Raw genomic sequence first — 19839 nt, 5'->3', positions numbered from 1 at the left:
AAAATAAGAAAAGCCTATCAAGACTTTGTGAAATTCAAGTGCCAGGGCGACTGCTGCACCGGCGGTTGTACCAGATTTCGAGTCGTTTGCCGTGCAGATCCCAGACGATAACCGAGTCACCGCCCACCAGACTTCCTCGTTGCCCGTGCCGCTTCAGCTCCTGCTGTTCGTTGACGAGCGCTCCCGTACCCAGGAGCCCATGCGTCGGATCCAGAATTATCTCCTCAGATTGCAGCAGGATAATGCCTTCGGGCTGCAGGTCATTGGCGTCGAGAAACAACCGCATCTGGCCGAGCACTACCGGATCGTTGCAACGCCATCGCTAGTTCGCATTTGGCCGCCACCCCGCCAAACCTTAGCCGGGTTGAACTTACTGTCCCAGCTCGAAAGCTGCTGGGATACTTGGCTGCAGGCAGCATGGGACCATCGCGACGAGGACGATCCCGAGACCGAGCGCGGCGCGTTGCTCGGTTCGGTCAAGCGCTCTGCGGAGTGGATTCGCCTGTCGGACGAGATTTTCCGTCTACAGCGCGAAAATGAAGAGCTCGTCGAGCAATTGCGCTTTAAAGATCAAATCTTGGCAATGCTCGCCCACGACTTGCGCAATCCGTTAACTGCTGCCGCGATCGCCTTCGAAACTCTCGAGCTCGCCGAGAAAAACGGGAGCGACACCGACAGCAACGGCACGAACGATGCCTCGCGATCGCGGCAGTTGCTACAGCGGCAGATTTACAAGCAGGCGCAGAATCAGTTCCGCATCATGAACCGCATGATCGCCGACATCTTGGAAACAGCTAAGGGCAAAAGTGCGGGACTGCAAATCCAGCCGCAGAGAGTGTACTTGCAGCATCTCTGTGAGGACGTACTGCAACAGTTCGACAGTGCGTTTCGGGCAAAATCTCTGAACGTGCACCGAGATATTCCACAGGATTTGCCCGCCGCTTACGCGGATGAAGAGTTGACGCGCCAAGTCTTGGTCAACTTACTGGACAACGCTGTTAAATACACGCCGGAGAGTGGGGAGGTGTATCTGTCGGCTCTGCACCGCACGACCCAAAAGATCCAAGTCAGCGTCTGCGACAGCGGACCTGGGATTCCTTCCGAGAATCAGGACCATATTTTTGAAGGGCACGTGCGTTTGGAACGCGACGTTGCTAAAGATGGCTACGGCTTGGGGCTGTCGCTCTGCCGTCAGGTCGTCCGCGCTCACTACGGCCGGATTTGGGTCGATAGCGCGCCCGATCGCGGCGGGAGCTGTTTCCATTTCACGCTGCCGACTTACCAGGGACGACCGGGAGCGAGCTAGAAACGCGCGCGAAATCAGTTGATTTAGTAACGGTTGAGTTAGCCAAGGGAGGGAGCGTCTGGCCAACCTCCAGAGCTGAAGTCATGACGATCCGCCTTTGTAGGACTGCAGTGTTCGAACCAGTTCCTCAACTGCTATGGGGTTGCGGCTCACTTTTGAAGTTTCGTGCAATGGCAATGGAAGGCAACTCTAGTGCGGGCAAGGGTTTGAAGCCGATAGGATACTTGTAGAATGACCAAGCGCGACGAAGGAGATTCCCCCATGCACGCACTTCACGCCAAGATCGTCACTGCAGCTACCTTTAGCCTGGCACTCGGGACTGTCGCCCATACTGAAGCCGCGTCGGGTTTGACGCTCGGCGACCTCGATGACACCTTTGCTGCCCTTACCCAAGTCGCTCAAGTCGTCACTGGCGACGACCGTACGCCCCCGGTCGAGATTGAAGAAGATGTGGTTGTTGAGACCGAAGACGATCCGGATGTGACAACCACTGCAGCTAATGGCGATCGCCGCTTCGTGTGTATGTTCGACCGCGGACAGTATTCGGTGATGTACCAACCCTCGGGACAAGGCCGTGCGTATCCATGGGCAACGCCTCGTCAACTTGGCGGCGGCTGGTCGCCGCAGCGTCGTTGCGAAGAGATTAGCAACCGGCTTGAAAGCTACCGTCCCGATGGATTGTTGGAGTTGCGTGCTGGAGTCGAGAACGGTTACGACACGGTGTGTGCCACGACCCAGGACGTTCCGGGCTGCCGGATTGTTTTTACCGTCCCGCCCGGACAGGACCCACTCAACACACGCGATCGCGTCTTCGACAATCTGATTGCTGCCGATGAAGGACGACAAACCGTTGGCATTAACACCTTCGCTGGGTCTGGCGGCGGGTCGTTCGGCGATTTCGGCAGTCTTTTCGGCCGGCCGCAACGCCAGCCATCAGCTGGGATTACTCTCACGCCGTTTCTCTCACCTGAAGATGGCGGCACGGGCACGCGCTTGCAGTCCGGACTTCCGCAAGGAGCACCGCCGGCATCAGTGGTAACACCAGCAGAGCCAACGCCGGCGACTCAACCGCAACGCGGTCGTCTCAATCCGGACAACTTTTTCTAGGCGATCGATTCGGGTACTTCGTATCGACAAAACCCAAACTTGCACTGCACAAGCAGTTCCGACCTCGGCGATCGGTGCTCTTGAGTAGTGCTTTTTTTGTTGAAGACCGTTTCAACAGCATGCATCCGAGCACGCCAAGATCCGGCAAAAGTCTTGAAAGCGAGCTGCTTACCTACTGAGTCAACAGTGCAGAGTGGACGTAACTGGACTCGAACCAGTGACCCCTACGATGTCAACGTAGTGCTCTAACCAACTGAGCTATACGTCCGTGCGATTTCCTAGAGTAGCACGCGCACTCTGGAAGCGCTACATTCCTTGAGGCGAGATCGCCTCCTCATCCCCGCAAATGTTGGCATATAAGTTCGTTTCACAGGGATTGCAGGATGTTCCAGCCCGTTCCAACTGACGATCTGCCGTCGGTGAGTTCCGGCTTAGGTGCTAGCGATCGCTAACAATCTTGCACGTGCGATCTCGGTACCGGATTGGCGCGATCGATGCACGTCGTCCGGCAGCCGGTTAAAATCATCAAACGGTTTCCTGCCACCACTCGCTCTCGTAGGGCTCGGATCGTGCCCAAAGTCGGCATTATTTACAACGACATCAAACCCGTTGCCTGTCGGGTTGCCAAAGAACTGCAAGACAAGCTCGTTGCGCGCGGTTGCAAGGTGGTTGTTACCACTGGCTTTGGGGGGATCCTCGGTTACTCGTGCCCCGAAAGTCCGGTGTGTTTGACGCGCATCGATCGGCTCGTGCCGCCCGGCTTCGACGACAGCATCGACTTCGCAATCGTCCTCGGCGGCGACGGAACTGTTTTGGCTGCATTCCGCCAAATCGCGCCTTGTAACATTCCGTTACTCACGGTAAATACCGGGCACATGGGCTTCCTCACCGAAATTTATCTTAGCCAGCTCCATCACGCCCTCGAACAAGTACTTGCAGGCGACTACCGCGTTGAAGAACGCACGATGATTGTCGTTCGTCTCTTCCGCCAAGACATTCTGCGTTGGGAAGCTCTGTCGCTCAACGAACTGGTGTTGCATCGCGAGCCGATGACGAGTATGTGCCACTTCGAGGTTGCGGTAGGCAATCATGCCCCTGTAGACATTGCTGCCGATGGCGTCATTGTTTCGACGCCGACGGGCTCGACGGCATACTCGCTGAGTGCGGGGGGTCCGGTTCTGACACCCGATGTACCGGTATTGCAACTTGCGCCAATTTGTCCGCATTCGTTAGCGTCGCGGGCGCTAGTATTTTCCGAGTTGTCTCCAGTTACGATCGACCCGGCAACCCCGCATCCGTTGGTTATGGTGGTCGATGGCAACGGCGGCAGCTACGTCATGCCTGAAGATCGGGTCTGTTTGGAGAAAGCACCCTATTCAGCTAATTTCATTCGCCTTCAGCCGCCGGAGTTCTTCCGCGTGTTGCGGGAGAAACTCGGTTGGGGTCTGCCGCATATTGCAAAGCCGACGTCCGTCGAGTTGCCCTAAGCGCCTTAGTTACTCCAACGCGATTGCCCTGCGTTAGGTGGATCCAAGCATTGCTCTCACTGCCGCAAGTTCGACTTTGGCTATCGAGAATGGCATCAGAATTGAACGCACGGACGATCTCCTGAACGGAAATCCCGATGCACTAGACCTCTAGCAAAATACTTGGAAGCCTCATTTGGCGTGTCATACAGAAACCCCAAATAGCCTTATTAAGGGGAGTTCGATGACTTCTAAAGCCTTCCCTAGAGTGATAGTGCAAGAGGCCAGCTGCCGCTCCAGCTTTGAGATGCTCGAACAAGCTCCTCAAAGCTAAACGAGCGTTTGCGTTCCTTTGCGGTCGGCAGCGATTCAGTGCTTGTCGGACCCCAGTTGAGATCGCACCCCGGTGATGACTTGCTCTTATGTTGGGCGGCATCACCCGCAATGGCGAACCGAATGTTTCGCCGTTCTGTTGTTCGCAGCGATCGGCTGCTTAAATCGAGGTTTTTGGTTCGATTTAAGCGGGTCGGCATTGACTGCCACAGCTTGCAGTGCAGTTCATCCGGGTAACATAACGAGTCACCCGACAGGCAGCACGCATCTCTGAGATGGCTGCTTAGCGCCATCCCGCGCGGTTCATGATTTGCACAGCAGATGGGTTGTTGCGACCGAGGATGGCGACGTTGACCGGATCTTCCTTGAAGTCGCCAAAGCGGGCTACGACTGGGTCGAGCGGCACGTTGGGCACGACTGGGTACTCGCTGTTGCCTTGAGCGAAGATGGCTTGGGCAGATGGGCTGACGAGGTACTCCAGAAAACGTATCGCGCCCTCGCGGTTGGGGGCAGTTTTAGTCACACCACCACCGCTGACATTGACATGGGTGCCTCGGTCCTGCTGGTTCGGGAAGAAAACCTTAACACGATCGAACACGTCCGCATTGGCGGCTGCCCGCCCCGGTGCGAACCGCGACAGGTAGTAGGTGTTGGCCAATGCCAGTTGAGCGCGTCCGGACGCCGCCGCTTTGATTTGATCCATGTCGCCCCCGCGCGGTGGAAAGGCCATGTTCGCAACAATGCCTCGGCACCAGTCTTCCGTGGCGCTCTCGCCCAAGTGCTCGACTAGCGAGGCAACCAGGGACTGGTTGTAGACATTGCCAGATGAGCGGACGGCCAGCCTGCCCTGCCATTGCGGTGCAGCTAAGTCTTCGTAAGTCGATAGTTGCGACGGATCGACACTGGTGTTGTGTACTACTACCCGGGCCCGCTTCGTAAGGCTGAACCACAGTCCTTCTGGATGGCGCAGATTGCTGGGGATGCTCTTATCTAGGATTTCCGAGGAGACTGACGCGAAGATCCCTGCTTGCTCGGCGCGCCAGAGTCGTGCGGCATCGACGGTGAAGAGTAGATCGGCGGGGCTGTTGCGACCTTCACTGCGGATACGTTCGATTAGTTCGTCGGCTTTTCCTTCTAAAAGGTTGACTCGAATGCCGGTCTGGAGGGTGAAATCCTCGTACAGACGAGCGTCGGTATCGTAATGGCGCGAGGAATAAAGATTGATGGCATTGGCTTGCGCCAGGCTCGGACGAACGCGACTCACCTGACCAGCCGCGATCGCTGCGACTGCCGTACTTCCCCCCAAAAATGCCCGTCGCGTCAGTTTGCTCATGGCTGCTTGTCAAAACTCCAATTGTTGAAATGCCGCGATCGCTGCTGCGCGGGGCGATCGCCCGCCCCGAATCAATTCGCAATCAGGATAGCTGCTAGCTTTCGGCTCAGTCCGTCCAACAATGTAGCATAGAGATTGACATTAGTTCTCATCTGAACAGTTCGCATTCGCCTCTCTTGGCAGTGAAATCTATTGCCCACATTATTCACCAGTGGGAGCTCTCCTTATTTGCGGCTACAAGAGGTTGAAACTGCTTTGCACTAAGCTATTGGACGGTGAATACTTCTGCGAATGCCTGTGGGAGGCCAGCCGATCCGAAATCGCGCATGCTAGCCTACCCGTTAGTCGTCAGCGATCGCGCGGCCGTTTACTGCGCCAATTTTTTGGCAATCCGGGCCGCTTCCAGCATTTGCGGATAGTTAGCCATGATTCTCTGCATCGGGAATGTTCTCAGCGGCGAGGAGCTGCAACAAATCGTCGGCCAGCTCGACAAGGAAACCTTTGTCGATGGCAAGTTGACAGCAGGCTGGCATGCCAAGCTGGTCAAAAACAACACGCAGCTCAAAAGCGACACCGAATCAGCGCGAGGTGCGATCGATTCGGTGTCGCGGGCGATCGCTCGCAACAACGTGTTTCAGATGGCCGCGCGGCCGAAGATAGTGCGGCCGCCGCTGATCGCTCGCTACGCCCCGGGTATGTCCTACGGCAGTCATGTAGACAACACGATCATGAGCGGACCCAATGGTCCGATGCGAACGGATATTTCGGTAACGCTGTTTCTGAACGAACCGTCTGAGTATGCAGGTGGGGAATTGGTTATCGAAGACTCGCGCGGACAACAGGCGTTCAAGCTACCGGCAGGGTCGATGGCGATCTATCCATCGACCAACTTGCACCGGGTTGAAGAATTAACCGAGGGCGTGCGCTTAGTGGCGGTGACGTGGGTACAAAGTTTGGTGCGGGACGCGAACGATCGCGAGGTGCTGTTCGAATTGGACACGGTGCGGCAGTCGTTGTTCAAGCAGTCGGGCAAGACCCGGGATTTCGATATTCTCAGCAAGGCGTTTGCGAACTTAATGCGCAAATGGGCGGAAGTTTGATGCGCTCGGGTGGCACACCATGTCTCGCCAGTCCACATGCTGCGCCGCGAGCGTTATCGCTAAATTTTTCGTTATTTTTGGAGAATTAGTCCCCGCGATCGCTTCACTCGATCGCTACAACCGAATCGCTACAATCACAGCCCGCACCCGCGTGCCCGGTTAGTTCTTGATGGCTTTATAGCGTTGCTTGAATTCGTTTTGTTGCTGCTTGTGATCGACGATAGGCATCGGGTATCCGCAGCGATCGCGTTCGTATTGAGAGATCGTTCCGGATAGCAACTGTCCGGTGTCGAGCGAGCTGAGTTCCGGCAACCACGTGCGAATATACTCGCCGTCAGCATCGAATTTCTGGGCCTGGGTATAGGGATTGAAGATCCGCAGCGGTTTCGGATCCATCCCGCTGGAGGCGCTCCATTGCCAGCCGCCATTGTTAGCAGCCAGATCGCCATCAACAAGGCGTTGCATGAAGTATTTCTCACCCCAGCGCCAGTCGAGAATGAGGTCTTTAGTCAAGAAGCTGGCGACGATCATCCGGCAGCGGTTGTGCATCCAACCCGTAGCATTGAGTTGCCGCATGGCGGCATCGACTATCGGGTAGCCGGTTTTACCTTCGCACCAGGCTTGGAAGCGATCGCGATCGTCGTCCCAGGGAAAGTGGTTGAACGGTTCGCGATAGGGTCCGTCGGCAAGATTTGGAAAGAAGTACAGGGCGTGTTGATAGAACTCGCGCCAGGCTAGTTCTTGTTGCCACGCATTAATGTTCGATCGCGTCTCGTCGCTGCGCGCTTGACTCAGGCTTTCTGCGGCAACTTCCCAAACCGTTCGTATCCCGATCGCCCCAAATTTCAAGGCCGCACTTAAACGAGATGTGCCGTCAACTGCCGGCAGGTTGCGTTGCTCGTCGTACTCGTCTAAAGCTGTTGCCCGGAACGCTTCGAGGCGATCGTGTGCTGCCCGAGTTCCGGGCGCGATCGGCAGGTCGCCTTCCCAGTTAAAGCCTAGATCTTCAGTAGTTGGGAGCGCGATCGCGCCACAGTCTCTAGCAATCTCTTGCTCGCGATCGCTCAAGCCCTCGGCATGGTCTAAGTCGGCAAATGGAGAGGCTTTTGCTTGTTGCCGCCAGCTTTTCCAAAACGGCGTGTAGACCGTGTAGGGATCGTTGCCAGATTTGGTGCGAATTTCACCCGGTGCGTGGAGCAGTTGATCCCAACAATTGCGGACGGCGATACCTTTTTCTTTGAGGGCAACTCGGACGCATTCGTCGCGATCCCTCGCATACGGTTCCACGTCCGAATTCCACACCACCGCGCGCGCGCCCAAGGCGTCGGCCAATTGGGGAATTGCCTGTACGGGGGGGGCGTGCAGTACGAGCAGTTGGCTGCCGGAAAACTTGTAGCTTTGTTGCAGCTCTTGCAAGCAACCGAGCATGTACTTGACCCGTGCGGGGGCGATGTCGTCGCGCTCTAGAATCTGCGGATCGAGGCAAAACACGCCGATGGTTTTCGCACTCAATTCGCGGGCAGCAGTCAGTCCGGCGTTGTCACAGGTACGGAGATCGCGGCGGTGCCAGAAGAGGATCGAGTCGGACATGAGGTCGAGGGTTAGGTTGAGGAGAATCAATGCGATCGCGATGTTGCGAATGCACACGATGCCCCAGTACGATGCCTCAGCTTAGCCCCAAGAGCGGTTTCGCCATAAAGTAGCTGGCGATAGATTTTGCGTCGACGTTTTGTTCGCCGGTACAGACGATTGCTTCGAACTCCTGGGGCGACATCAGCACGACTTCGATATCTTCGTCTTCGTCTTGGGCGGGCGGCAGGTCGAGTTTTTCGAGTTGCTGGGCTAGGAAGGCGTAGATGTACTCGTCAGAGTAGCCTGGGCAGAGGACGAATTTGCCGAGCGATCGCCATTGATGGGCGCGGTAGCCGGTTTCTTCTTCGATTTCGCGGCGGATTGTCTCGGCAGGGTCTTCGTTGACTTCGACGGTACCTGCAGGGAATTCCAACAATCGTCCCTTGACCGTGAAGCGATATTGCCGCACCAATACGAGCTGTCCGTCAGGCGTCACGGGGACTGCTAGCGCTCCACCGGGATGCCGAATGCACTCCCAGTCACCGCTTGCGCCATTGGGCAAGCAATAGGTGTTGACTTCGTAGCGAAACTTGCGCCCTTGATAGAACAGGCGCTCTTTGAGCAGTTTTGGCGGCTCGGAACCCAGGCTCATCGCAATGTAGGGAGTGACGACCCCGCCAGTCTACCGCGACCGGCCAGTGGGCTTAGACGGATTCGACGTTTAGGGACGCACCAAACAAAGAAGCCGCACCAACGCCCCTAACGCCCTGTTTGAGAGCAAGCCAGGACGGAAAGCGATCGATGTCGCCCAATCGAAAACCTTGTTGTGAAGAAAGGGTCGTCAACTTCCAGTCCCGTCAACTCAAACTCGAGCAAGAATGTGTACCGCTATTGCGAGCCAATGCTTTGCTGACACCATTCAATCATTCTCTCAAGTATTTCCGCCTTCTTTTTTGCACCGGCAAGACCGATCCCATGCTTACTGGCATACGATTTGAGACTTGCTACTGTCATTACATCAAAAAGTTCTCTGTATTCTTTGATTCCTGGAGGTTCAACTTTAGAAATCGTAGTAATTGAAAGGTTGACAGAGAGATTGCCTGCAGCCAGGCCAGCTTCAACTTGCCGAGCAAGACTTGCGAATGCTTCTGTCAGTGACTCACTCGACCCAGATAAAGGCTTGGTAGAGCCAGCGAAGCTGCTACCGGCAAGAGATTTCACAATTTGTGTAAGCTCTCCAATCTCATCTCGAAGTGCTTTATCGTGTTGCTCCAGCCGCTGATGCAAAAGGGCATCGACTTGGGTAAGCGTTAGCCCTGAAGGTGCCGGGACAGCAGGGATACTAACATCGTCAACAACTTCTCCTCTATGTAATTCAGCCATTTCAGCACGTGCAACCTCGACTTGCTCATCAGTCAAATCGAAGACTAAAGCCCACATGCGTTCTATATTTAGTTCTTCTGCAAGAATCACCCAGTCCTCACCGAAAACAACCTCATACTCTCGCTCTTCTTCATCAGGCTCTATCCGACGAATAACAATCGGCAGCAAGTTGACTTCTTGCTCTTGTAAGCTTTTCCTCAAAACAATGCGGCGAGGTTCGGGGATCGTAACAGCATCTCGATTCGGCACCTTAAGCAGCTCTGTTTCGACCTGGCCGCGATTGAGTGGTCTGATTTTCAAATACTCAATGATTCGCTGCTGCCGTTCTGCTCTATCCATAGTGTTGGGCCTCCTTTAACGGCCAGGTTCGCATGCCACTAATAAATGCTTGGCTAAGTTTTTGTAGCATGATAGTGCATCCAAAGCAGCATCTCTGTCCTTAGTCGGCAAACTTTCGTCAAACTCAAACTCGCTTAAGGGCTTGCCATGCAGGGAGTTTGTTGAGACAACATTCAGTTGAGGGATCCAGGTTGATTCAGGTAAAAGCCCTACCTCTTTACGGCGTGGATCGTTCCCAAGCATCCGATAAATCTCTTGGCGCATCTCATCATTGACCTTGCTTGAGGCGCGGCTGAACATACTTACGGCGATACCCAGTATATTCAGGGGTTTTTCTCTGGCATCGTCCACAGCAAAAGCTCTATCCATCACGTACTCCAAAGCGCGAATTGGGTAAGGAGCAAGTTGTGTAGGAATCAGGACACTGTCAGAAGCCATCAGTGAAATGTTGTTAACCTTTCCAAAAGAAGGAGGGGGATCGATAAGGACAAAATCGTAGTTGTTTTTGTACTCCTTTAACTTCTTGGCTAAGACATTGTCCACATCAATAGTGCCAAGTAGGTCGGGCTCCTTATAACTAAGTCGTATATGGCTGGGAACAATTGAGAGCTCGGTAGCCTTCCAGCGCTTCAAGATTGCAACCTCATCTACCTTGACTTTGGCTTTCAAAAGAAGATCGCCCACATCCATCTTGCCAGCTTTTTCCACGTCAGAGAGAGGGTCGACACCCAGACCTTGAGTGAGGTTGGCTTGCGGGTCTATGTCAATGAGCAGTACTCGCTTACCAAGGCGATTGAGTGCTGCCCCCAAATTCAATGTAAGAGTAGTTTTACCTACACCACCTTTGTTGTTGAAAACAGTGACGATCATTCCCGAACCTCCCTCTCTGTTTGGGTTTTGCTTGTATTTTAAGGCAAGTAATGGCTGGCTGTCACCTAGGACGGCTAACAGTCTGCTCAATACAAACGCATGCACTTTCCTGTTGCTGTGCTCGAATCGCTCCACAACTCGCTCACAAGAATGTTTGCACAGCAATCCTCGAAAAATATCGGATTGTTTATGCAAACTATTTTTGTCTAATGTTAGGAGCTCGCAAACCTCTCCATTATGATTGTAGAGAACCTTAAGGCTTAAGCCATTAGTTAACAGTCCGAAAACCGAGCCAGTAATCCGAAGATAGCGGTGAAGTTGCCAAAGTCCGTTAGATGTCGACTTACGGGGTGCCTTGACTTCGACGATCAAAAAATGCTGTGTAAGCGCAGGACGTTGAGTTGCAATGAGGAAGTCAATCCTGCACTTACCTGCATATGCTTGTTCGCTCCAGTCACTTTCTGAGTATCCAAGTAAACGAAGCAGAGGCTTAACAAACTCACTTTCTAGAGCGCTCTCACTGCAGTCTTTCCGGACTTGGAATAGTAAATCGGCGATTTCTTCCTTAAAATTTGCCATCGAAGCTTGTATACAACTGGCGCTCTATTTGCACTGGTGAACAGTATACACCCATTTACCTAACTGACAATACAAGTGAAATAATACATATGATTAAGTATGCAAGTCGATCCAAGATAATAGTTTCTCTTGAATGAGAATCATTAAAAAATGAGAATCATTAAAAATAGCGGCAGGCAGTGTTACAGCTTTGGCAGAAATATTACAAATTCCAAATTTTGGATGACCGATGGGAAGTAATTTGTGAATCTGAAGTGTGTGAATCTTCTCAGTAGAGGAGTTGTTAAAGCCCAAGTCTTAATGATAGGTTTGCTTGGATGTCCTGGAAGTCATCCCGTTCACTCCTTGGCTCAGTGCCCGCTTGCCAAGCTCGGTCCGCGGTTAAGAATGGTCATATCCACATGGGCAAACCGCGCCTTCTCAATGGGCAGGGAGGCAACCAGTTTGTCTAGAGTCCAAGCTACAAGACCTTTGATGCTGCCCGCGCACTCGCCGCATCACTGATGATGGAGCGCGTTTCCATGTTTGGAATTATCCGAGCCGTAAGGGCTTCCGAGCAATGGCTTAGGGATTACGTCAATGTCAAAGCTGCACATTCAGCGCACGGCTTTAGTGTACCTAAAGAACCTCTCTAAAATGCAAGGTGACTAAATGTGGTTGTTTGTTTACGGCATAGGCAATAAGCTTTGGGTCTGGCTGGTGCTCGATGTCCAAACCGAGAAATCTCTGCGCCCACCTCGGTTCGCGAGATCGCAAGCGTGCTGAAGTGCTCTGAGCGTTAATTCTCTCGGCAAATCTAAAGTTTTTCCGTTTCCTATAGCGATGACTGGGAAGCCGATATCGAGGCGTGCTGCCCTCCAAATGCTATCAGGTCTTCACTAACCAGAAAAGTAAGACCCCGACTGACACAAGTGCCTAAAACCATGTAAGCTCGTGGCAAGTTTACAGAGGTTCCTGGAAATTTGTCAGTTAGCCAAGGCAAGACCAGCTATATCGAGCTTCAACTGTATCTTGCGCCAGCAGCTTTGACGGTTTGTGTGGCGGAGTTTAGCTTGTGCTAAGTTTCTGTCCGAACGCATTGGCTGGTTGTGGAATTTCATTCATTACTACACCACATGAATATCTCTTTAGTGCTACTGCCGAGCTTGAGGATAGGAAGTCCCGATACAAACCGAACTCGAAATTTTAGTGGGAGCGATCGGTGTGGGGCGATCGGTGTGGGGCGATCGCTATCGCCGCAGCGGTTTTATATTAAGCGTCGAATCTTTAACTAGTGCCGGTTAAATTGCAGTCACTACATGCTCGGATCCTAGCAACTCTAGCATATAGTTAGGCATCACTTTAGCGCGACCGTACTACCCTCCAGGTTGTTCCATTGATGCAATTAAAGCTTGGTGATCGGGAGAGGCCAGCCCTTTCTCTAGGACCAAAACAACCTGCGACATATCTCCGACGATCGCAGACTGTTGAGATAGCCAAAGTCCAGGGAAGGTGCAACTTCGTATCACTCCCTCTTCGTCGCTATTGAGCTCGATGTAGTCTTCTCCATCAAGAAGAAACCAGTCAATTCGTTCGTCAAAAACTTGCCAAACCAAATACTCTTTAACGCCACTCCGTCGATAAACGCGCAACTTATCGCCCAAGTCAATGCTGGCTGTGCTGGCTGAAATTTCAGCAACCAACTCTGGCGCGCCCTCGATGTAACCGTCTTCGCTAATCTGGGACTGGCCGCCTGCGCGTGCATCTAGCCGCAAAACTGCATCGGGCTGCAGTTCATTATCTCGATCCAATCGGACTGTTGGGTTGTTCCCCAAACGTACTCCAGGTGTTGCAACTTCATACATCCACAGCCATCCAATGAGGTCTGCGTGAGGTTCAGCGTGCGGCTCGAAGCGGAGGGGAGACGCCAAGAAAACAATTCCCTCAATCAATTCTGCCTTTTTGACATCTGGCATCGCTTGATAGCGGCGCTCGAACTCCAAACGTGAGAGTCGATCGCCATTTTCCAGAGGAGGAATTGTGAATTTTGGGCGGCGAAAATAGGTTGTCATAGTGAGCTATTGCACGCTAAAACCTAGTTTAACTACCCGTTCTGCTTGTCTAAATCCAGCGTTTCTCCAACGTCCAAATGCTCAAGTGCAGGGTTTCATATCCAAGTGCAGGGCGAAGCGATCGAGTTTCTGGAGCCGAACGTCCATACCACCCTGCCGAAATCTCAACAATACAGCGACCAGTGACCCTCACCCACGCGGTTGTCCCGTCGCGCCAAACCCAGTCGTGTCAGTCTCTTAGCTTGAGGCAAGTTCGAGTCTCAGGCGAACTTAGATCGCGTCCCGGCAGCCTCCTGTGCCGGTTAGCCACTTGTCAGCCATGCGGTTGAGCAGGTCGCCCGCTTCCCCATCACGGTGGCGATCGCGCATATACTTAACGAAAATTTATACCAATCTCGGAACTAAAGAATCCGTCCCCCAATCTGACGGATCCGTCGATCCTAAATTCGGGTAGCGATCACTATGGAACGACTTCATGGAATTGATGGTGCGTTGTTATAGGTTGAGAGCATGAGACGAAAATCGCTAGTTACGTGGCTGTTGTGTGCCCTCGGGATGGCGGTGGCAATTGCGACCAGTCAGGCGATCGTGCCGGCGGTTGTGAAAGCACAGGGACCGGCTCGTGCTGAAGTCACCATCATTACTGGCAGTGAAGCCGGCAACTACTACGAAATTGCCCGCGACCTAGAGGTGTTGGTCGATCTCACCACTACCGATCTCGACCTCGACGTGATTCCGTCCACCGGTTCTCTCGATAACATCGTTGCGATCGACCGCTACAACAGTATTGTCCTCGGGCTCAGCCAGCGCGATGTCACTGCTTACCTGACTCTCATCCGCAACGAGGATCCGGTTATCGACGAAAATATCGATGCTTTACGACTCGTACTGCCGCTCTACGACGAACAGGTTCACTTACTGGCGCGCGAGGGGATTAATTCCTTCGCCGACCTGACCGGCAAGCTTGTCGCCGTGGGCGAATCAGGAAGTGGCACGTTCATAACATCGACGCTGTTGTTACTTCAAGCCAACGTGACTCCGGCCGAACTCATCGTCCTAGAAAACCGCCGAGCGATCGACGCCTTACTCGATGGCGAGATCGACGCCATGTTCTTCGTTGTTGGCGCCCCCGCTCGACTCCTCCAAGAAGAAATCGACTCCACTCAAGGCATCAAGCTAGTGCCGATCGCGCTCGAGGCCATTGCTAACGACGAGTTTCTGAGCGACTTGTACGAGCCGCGGACATTACCGAGAACAACCTACAGTTGGCAGTCGGAACCCGTCGATACGATCGCCGTCCAGTCTGCGATTTACACGACCGAAGGGGCCAACTGCAGCCACATTACGCCGATTGTTGAGTCCATTCTCGAAAACCTCGACCAATTGCGCGCTAACGGCAATACGGTTTGGCGGCGCGTGGCGTTCGATCGCATTGGTTTACTAGAAGAACCCCGGTTGTCAGCTTGTACGCGTCAAGCACTGCAATCCCTACCTTAGGAATGCGCAAGCTTTGCGGGAAGTCGGGCGCGAACGGACGGTCTATTGTCGAAGGTTCTCCATTCCGTCTGGTGCAGAGTATTGGGTGCAAGGGTAGTTGATTTGACATGGGTCGCTAGCAGGTTGTGGGAATAGCCGCGGCGATCGCCTCCAAGCTTCTATCGGAACTACGCCGATGACCTTAGCCGGACTAGCATTACGTGCAGTGATAGTCCATTGACGATAGCGATCGATATCGAGCTTCTCAACGCGATCGCCGAAGTTGCCGATTTCGAGATCGACTATCCTCCGCATCCGTTCGATAGCGTGATACCGACGCTAGCACCCTGTATCACGCTGATGCTGCCGGTGGCGCGTTCACGATTTCGCCGGAGCGTGCCTCCCGAGTAGACTACTCGCGCCCTTGCATGCGAGCCGGACTAGCGATCGCCACGACAATCCCCGACGCGGTCCTCGATCGGCTGAGGAGTCGATCGGACAAACGGTTGGTGTAGACGCAGGAACGACTGCCGCACGGGTGTTGGTGGCACAACCGAACGTGCGAGTACAAAACTTTTCCTCGGAGCTGCATGCTCTGCAGTCCCTGTGTGCGGGCTGCATCGATGCAGTGGTAAAAGATTTGCCGCTGCTGTAATGTGCGATTGCTAGCGCGCTCGACCAAACCCAACTAGAGCGCTGCAGGTGGGCTAGCCGTTTCAGGTGCAATCTTATGGCATCGCGATCGCGTCAGAATCGGACTACCTAAACGACATCCTCGACGCGATTGAAAGGATTTTAGCAACGGCACCCACGAAGCACTCTTTCAAGTGTGCTTCGCCGTCGACACGCCGCCCCTAGCCGCATCAGTATCGGAGCTGCTCGACCCTTAACCCCGTAACTGGTTTGCCCGGCCGACCGTCACGCGCGTTCGAGTTGGCGTAGGTATTCCCTCTCGGTGTAAAGATCTCGGGTGCTGGCGAGACGATCGACGTAAAGGATGCCATCCAGGTGATCGAGTTCGTGCTGGAAGATGCGCGCGACGAAACCGGTTAGCTCCTGGCGTTGCAAGGTCCCAGTGCAATCGCAGTACTCGACCTCGATCGCAACGGCGCGAGCGACGATGCCGCGCATCCCCGGCACGCTCAAGCATCCTTCCCACCCGCGCTTGGTGTCAGGCGATCGTGCCAGCAAGCGTGGGTTGAGCATCGGTGTTGGATCCATTTGTGGAGCATGCGGGTACCGCAATGTCGGGCGCGAGGCAACGATAACTAGCCGCTGCAGGACGGAAATCTGCGGGGCAGCGATACCGACCCCATGAGCAGCCGTCATCGTCTCAAGCAAGGTTCTAACGAGCGCTTGCACATCCGGCGCGCCCGGATCGCTGACAGAAGAAGCCACTCGACGCAATCTCGGATCGCCGAGCTGGGCGATCTCGGGCAGCTCGGAGGGTAGTGAGTCGGTCGGTCGGTCGGTCATGATGCACGCACAGTAACGGATTGGTTGCGAGACTAGTCGCGAGATTAATTGCAGGCCGATCCGTAGCTTGCATCCATTATCTGACGTGCGGAGATGCTTCGCCCACCGAGCGAAATCGACATCGCCTGCCAGTGTTCTGACGAACTCCCCAAGCGGGAATCTCCCCCTGTGGCGATTGCGGTGTCGTCTCCGACATCCCCGGCTACACTAATCCCCAGTACCACTTTGCCGGATGCCGCAGCCGGTCGCTGAGCGATCGCTTGTTCGCTTACCTATTTATTGCCCCTGTCATGATGCAATTCTTCCGCGCTTATATCGCGCCGCTGCTGGTCGTGTTAGTGTTCGTCATCGCCCTCGTTGCTGTCAGTGCCCGCATCTTCCTCCCCGGTGACATGCTGGCTCCTGCTCCTGTCGAAACAGAGGTCGGGACGGCAAGCGGGCTCGGGGGTGCGGCCGCACTAACCGCGCGGTCATAGAGCTCAGTGCCATCGCTGCCGTTTGGTTATCACCTCCGCTCGGGTTCCGGACGCGATCGCGCGCTGCTGGTGAAATTCATGCAGCAGACCTACGAGGAACTGTTCCCGGACCTACAAGACTTCTCGCACCTGGCGCAGACTGTCGAGCGTTACTGGAGCCCGCAGACGCCCCTGTGGTGGGTCGTGACCACAGCGGCAGCGCCCGCGGCCTGTGCGTGGGCGGGAACGGCCGTAGACCAAGTCAGCGGCGATCGCTACACGCATCTTTTTTTGTTGTATGTTGCAGCCGATCATCGACGTCGGGGGATTGGTACTCTGCTGTTAGCAGAAGTGCTAGCGTGGGCGCGCGCGCGCGGCGATCGCCAAGTCGGCCTGCAGGTGTTTGCCGACAACCAGCCGGCTCTGTCCTTGTACGAGCGTTTGGGGTTCCGCACGCAGTCGCTGCTGATGCTCAAGCCTGTAAACGACGCTCCCGATCGGCAATGATTTCGAACGCCGGCACTAAGTCAACTTGGCGCTCTCAGTCAGAGGCTCGGCGGTAAGCGGGTCGGGAGTGGGCGGGCGGTTCGCACCGGCTTTTCCAAGTAAGGACACCGCGCGGGGATAGCGGTTGAACTCGGCCAGCACGAGCGCAGTGTGACCGCGAAGATTGGCGCGATCCACCTCTACGCGACCGGTTTGGAGCAGGGCCGCCATTGCCTCTAAGTGCCTGCGATGTGCCACCCACATCAAGGCCGTCGCAACCCGCGCGAGCGAGCGCATTCAGTTCGGCTTCGGCTCCAACAAGAGTTGCACAACCGCTGCATCGTTCCCATCGCAGGCACGCATAAACCCGGTCATACCTTTAGGCATGTGCGTATTGGGGTTCGCCCCAGCTGCCAGAAGGATGCGGACGAGTTCGGTCTGACCTCGGGCGATCGCGGAGCCCAATGAAGTTTCGCGTTCATTGCTGGCATTGGCATCTGCACTAGCAGCGAGTAAGGTTTCGACTACCCCCACGTGACCTTGCAAGACCGCTAAGAGGAGTGGGGGATCGCCAACCGGATCGACAGTCCGGATCGACAGCATTGGGGTTGGCACCTGCCTGCAGCAGCAGCTCGACCGTCTATGTCCCCGTTCTTAATCTCCAACAGCATTCTCGCCGGCAATGTATAGAAGTAGGTTTGGCTGCAGGCTGCATCTTCCGCGAGCTCACAGTGGGGTTTTGGTGGGAATTCCGATCGCGCGGGGGAAGGCAGAAGGAGTTTTGGCGCGTTTGCGCACGTAAAGGCAATGGCGATTGCTACGGCTCAGAGGCGTTTTGTAAGCAGCAATCTCGACCAGCTCGCCGCCGAGTTGCGCAAGCGCCGGGCGCAGTGCCTCGGTGTCGGCGTTGCTCCAGCGGCCGCGATACAGCACCGCCGTGCCGCCGATTTTGAGTAGCGGCAGCCCGTATTCAGCACACACCGATGGCGGTCCGACTGCCCGCACCATGGCAGCGTCGTAACGAGCCCGGTGACCGGGATGGTGTCCGATCGCCTCCGCGCGCCCGGCGAGCGTCCGGACGTTCTCCAACCCGAGTTGCGCGACGAGCCCGTCCAGAAACGCCAGCTTCTTGCGCGTGGCGTCGTTCAGCGCAACCGTCGCCTGAGGAACCGCGATCGCTATCGGCAGGCCGGGAAACCCGCCACCCGTCCCGATATCGACGATCGCGGGAGCGGTAGCACCCGCGTTCAACCACCCCAACGGCGCGATCGCCCGCAGCGAATCCCATAGGTGCTTTTCCCAGAAGTCCTCTGGCGAGATAATGCGCGTGAGATTGAGCTGGCGGTTGACCGCGATCGTCCGAGCATAAAGTGCTTGCAGGAGTTGTGCTTGAGCGGCATCGGGCTGCCAGTCGCAAGTTTCCTGCCACAGCTCGTTCGGCTCGGGCAGGAGAGGATCCGGAGCATCGGGTGCGGCGATCGACACGGTTCCAACCCGGCTCATACGGCGGCGCGATCGGTCAGAATGTCGCAGCCGCTCTCGGTGACGAGGACGGTGTGCTCGAACTGCGCGGACAGACTGTTGTCTGCCGTCACTACCGTCCAGCGATCTTGCAGCGTCCGCGTGACTTTAGAGCCGGCATTGACGATCGGCTCGATCGCCAGGGTCATGCCGGGCCGCAGCTTGACGTTGGGTAACCGATGGGTGCGGTGGTGGAACACGGCGGGCTCCTCGTGCAGGTTGCGCCCGACGCCGTGACCGGTAAAGTCCTCGACAATGCTGTAGCCGGTTGCCCTGACGACGTCTTCAATAGCGCCGGCGATATCGAGCAGGCGATTGCCCGGTTTGACTCGATCGATGCCTGCGTAAAGGGCGCGCTCGGCGATTTCCAGCAAGCGACGTGCCTCCGGACGCACCTTGCCGACAGCGATCGTAATGCAGGAGTCGCCGTGGAAACCGCTTTGATACGCGCCCGTGTCGACCTTAAGCAAATCGCCGGCGCAAATGCGTTTCTTGCGGCTGGGGATGCCGTGGACGACTTCATTATTAATGCAAATGCAAATCGAAGCGGGGAATCCGTAGTAGCCCTTGAAACTGGGGACTGCCCCCAGAGCACGGATGCGTTTCTCTGCATAGTCATCGAGGTCTGCTGTCGTCATTCCAGGCTCGACGCGCTCGGCAATTTCCTTAAGAACTATTGCCACAATGCGCGCCGATCGACGCATGGCAGCAATCCCTTCCGGAGACTTGGTTTCGATCCCGCGCCGCCGCGATCGCAAAACATAACCGTCTGCAGGATCGGCTTTGGTACTACCGGCAGATTTGGCACCCGCGAAAAATAAATTTGATAAAAGGTTCTTCATGATGGAGGCGATTCAGGTCGACGCGCGATCGCTCGGAGCAACGTTTTGACAATCACTACAACATTGTAGGGACCGCATCGAACCCCGATCGAACCCTCATCGAACTCGGTTCCTTACCAAGCAAGAGTGGTAACCGCCCTCGCG

At 55.2% G+C, this 19839-nt stretch carries 20 protein-coding genes and 1 tRNA gene; 9 read left to right on the top strand and 12 right to left on the bottom strand.

Annotation, left to right across the window (positions count from 1 at the left end):
• Positions 1-91: 91 nt before the first annotated feature.
• Positions 92-1306 carry a histidine kinase gene (locus tag KR51_RS10480; protein WP_022607530.1) on the top strand — a complete coding sequence of 405 codons (1215 nt, stop codon included), beginning with the start codon at positions 92-94 and terminating at the stop codon, positions 1304-1306.
• Between the two features lie 261 nt (positions 1307-1567).
• Positions 1568-2413, top strand: a complete 846-nt coding sequence (locus KR51_RS10475; RefSeq protein WP_022607529.1) for a COP23 domain-containing protein — start codon at positions 1568-1570, stop codon at positions 2411-2413.
• 194 nt (positions 2414-2607) lie between these two features.
• Here KR51_RS10475 and KR51_RS10470 read toward each other — a convergent pair.
• Positions 2608-2681 (bottom strand) — tRNA-Val (locus tag KR51_RS10470).
• Positions 2682-2982: 301 nt separating this feature from the next.
• Here KR51_RS10470 and KR51_RS10465 point away from each other — a divergent pair.
• Positions 2983-3900 (top strand): NAD(+) kinase, encoded by a 918-nt coding sequence (locus tag KR51_RS10465; protein ID WP_022607527.1) that lies wholly within the window; start codon positions 2983-2985, stop codon positions 3898-3900.
• A gap of 595 nt (positions 3901-4495) precedes the next feature.
• Here the strand turns inward: KR51_RS10465 and KR51_RS10455 are convergent.
• The gene (locus KR51_RS10455; RefSeq protein ID WP_022607525.1) at positions 4496-5545 is read right to left on the bottom strand and encodes a Fe(3+) ABC transporter substrate-binding protein; all 1050 of its coding nucleotides are present in this window, start codon (positions 5543-5545) and stop codon (positions 4496-4498) included.
• Positions 5546-5970: 425 nt separating this feature from the next.
• Here KR51_RS10455 and KR51_RS10450 point away from each other — a divergent pair, with 425 nt between their 5' ends.
• Positions 5971-6645 carry a Fe2+-dependent dioxygenase gene (locus KR51_RS10450; RefSeq protein ID WP_022607524.1) on the top strand — a complete coding sequence of 225 codons (675 nt, stop codon included), beginning with the start codon at positions 5971-5973 and terminating at the stop codon, positions 6643-6645.
• A gap of 159 nt (positions 6646-6804) precedes the next feature.
• Here the strand turns inward: KR51_RS10450 and KR51_RS10445 are convergent, their stop codons facing one another.
• The 5 genes from KR51_RS10445 to KR51_RS10425 form a co-directional block, all read right to left on the bottom strand.
• Positions 6805-8235, bottom strand: a complete 1431-nt coding sequence (locus KR51_RS10445; protein ID WP_022607523.1) for an FAD-binding domain-containing protein — start codon at positions 8233-8235, stop codon at positions 6805-6807.
• Positions 8236-8311: 76 nt separating this feature from the next.
• Positions 8312-8869, bottom strand: a complete 558-nt coding sequence (locus KR51_RS10440; protein ID WP_022607522.1) for an NUDIX hydrolase — start codon at positions 8867-8869, stop codon at positions 8312-8314.
• A gap of 236 nt (positions 8870-9105) precedes the next feature.
• The gene (locus tag KR51_RS17550; RefSeq protein WP_022607521.1) at positions 9106-9939 is read right to left on the bottom strand and encodes a hypothetical protein; all 834 of its coding nucleotides are present in this window, start codon (positions 9937-9939) and stop codon (positions 9106-9108) included.
• 15 nt (positions 9940-9954) lie between these two features.
• Positions 9955-11388 carry an AAA family ATPase gene (locus tag KR51_RS10430; RefSeq protein ID WP_022607520.1) on the bottom strand — a complete coding sequence of 478 codons (1434 nt, stop codon included), beginning with the start codon at positions 11386-11388 and terminating at the stop codon, positions 9955-9957.
• Positions 11389-12743: 1355 nt separating this feature from the next.
• Positions 12744-13439, bottom strand: coding sequence for a Uma2 family endonuclease (locus tag KR51_RS10425; protein ID WP_022607519.1), 696 nt, complete (start codon positions 13437-13439; stop codon positions 12744-12746).
• Between the two features lie 510 nt (positions 13440-13949).
• Between KR51_RS10425 and KR51_RS10420 the strand changes: the two genes are divergently transcribed.
• From KR51_RS10420 to KR51_RS19700, 3 genes are all read left to right on the top strand, one after another.
• Positions 13950-14936 carry a TAXI family TRAP transporter solute-binding subunit gene (locus KR51_RS10420; protein ID WP_022607518.1) on the top strand — a complete coding sequence of 329 codons (987 nt, stop codon included), beginning with the start codon at positions 13950-13952 and terminating at the stop codon, positions 14934-14936.
• 216 nt (positions 14937-15152) lie between these two features.
• Positions 15153-15326 (top strand): hypothetical protein, encoded by a 174-nt coding sequence (locus tag KR51_RS19705; protein WP_156915083.1) that lies wholly within the window; start codon positions 15153-15155, stop codon positions 15324-15326.
• 13 nt (positions 15327-15339) lie between these two features.
• The gene (locus KR51_RS19700; protein ID WP_156915082.1) at positions 15340-15570 is read left to right on the top strand and encodes a type 2 periplasmic-binding domain-containing protein; all 231 of its coding nucleotides are present in this window, start codon (positions 15340-15342) and stop codon (positions 15568-15570) included.
• Between the two features lie 263 nt (positions 15571-15833).
• Here the strand turns inward: KR51_RS19700 and def are convergent, their stop codons facing one another.
• The gene (gene def, locus KR51_RS10410) at positions 15834-16391 is read right to left on the bottom strand and encodes a peptide deformylase (RefSeq protein ID WP_022607517.1); all 558 of its coding nucleotides are present in this window, start codon (positions 16389-16391) and stop codon (positions 15834-15836) included.
• A gap of 293 nt (positions 16392-16684) precedes the next feature.
• Here def and KR51_RS10405 point away from each other — a divergent pair, with 293 nt between their 5' ends.
• Together KR51_RS10405 and KR51_RS10400 are read left to right on the top strand one after the other, a co-directional pair.
• Positions 16685-16867, top strand: coding sequence for a hypothetical protein (locus tag KR51_RS10405; RefSeq protein WP_040655930.1), 183 nt, complete (start codon positions 16685-16687; stop codon positions 16865-16867).
• A 6-nt stretch (positions 16868-16873) separates the two neighbouring features.
• On the top strand, positions 16874-17353 hold the full coding sequence (locus tag KR51_RS10400) for a GNAT family N-acetyltransferase (RefSeq protein WP_022607515.1): 480 nt from the start codon (positions 16874-16876) through the stop codon (positions 17351-17353).
• Positions 17354-17368: 15 nt separating this feature from the next.
• On the opposite strand, the gene KR51_RS17545 is transcribed toward KR51_RS10400, so the two are convergent.
• The 4 genes from KR51_RS17545 to map all read right to left on the bottom strand — a co-directional run bounded on the left by KR51_RS17545 (position 17369) and on the right by map (position 19695).
• A complete protein-coding gene (locus tag KR51_RS17545) occupies positions 17369-17629 on the bottom strand; it encodes an ankyrin repeat domain-containing protein (protein ID WP_022607514.1) in 261 nt (86 codons plus the stop codon).
• Positions 17630-17935, bottom strand: a complete 306-nt coding sequence (locus KR51_RS17540; RefSeq protein ID WP_022607513.1) for an ankyrin repeat domain-containing protein — start codon at positions 17933-17935, stop codon at positions 17630-17632.
• 123 nt (positions 17936-18058) lie between these two features.
• Positions 18059-18835 (bottom strand): 16S rRNA (guanine(527)-N(7))-methyltransferase RsmG, encoded by a 777-nt coding sequence (rsmG, locus tag KR51_RS10390; RefSeq protein ID WP_022607512.1) that lies wholly within the window; start codon positions 18833-18835, stop codon positions 18059-18061.
• Positions 18832-19695: a type I methionyl aminopeptidase gene (gene map / locus KR51_RS10385; RefSeq protein ID WP_022607511.1), complete on the bottom strand. Its 864-nt coding sequence runs from the start codon at positions 19693-19695 to the stop codon at positions 18832-18834. Before map ends, rsmG begins: the two co-directional genes overlap by 4 nt.
• Positions 19696-19839 lie beyond the last annotated feature (144 nt).

Source organism: Rubidibacter lacunae KORDI 51-2 (assembly GCF_000473895.1).
GTDB classification, from domain to species: Bacteria; Cyanobacteriota; Cyanobacteriia; order Cyanobacteriales; family Rubidibacteraceae; genus Rubidibacter; species Rubidibacter lacunae.
Note: the sequence above shows the minus strand (reverse complement) of the source record. Positions and strands in the feature narration are given on the sequence as shown.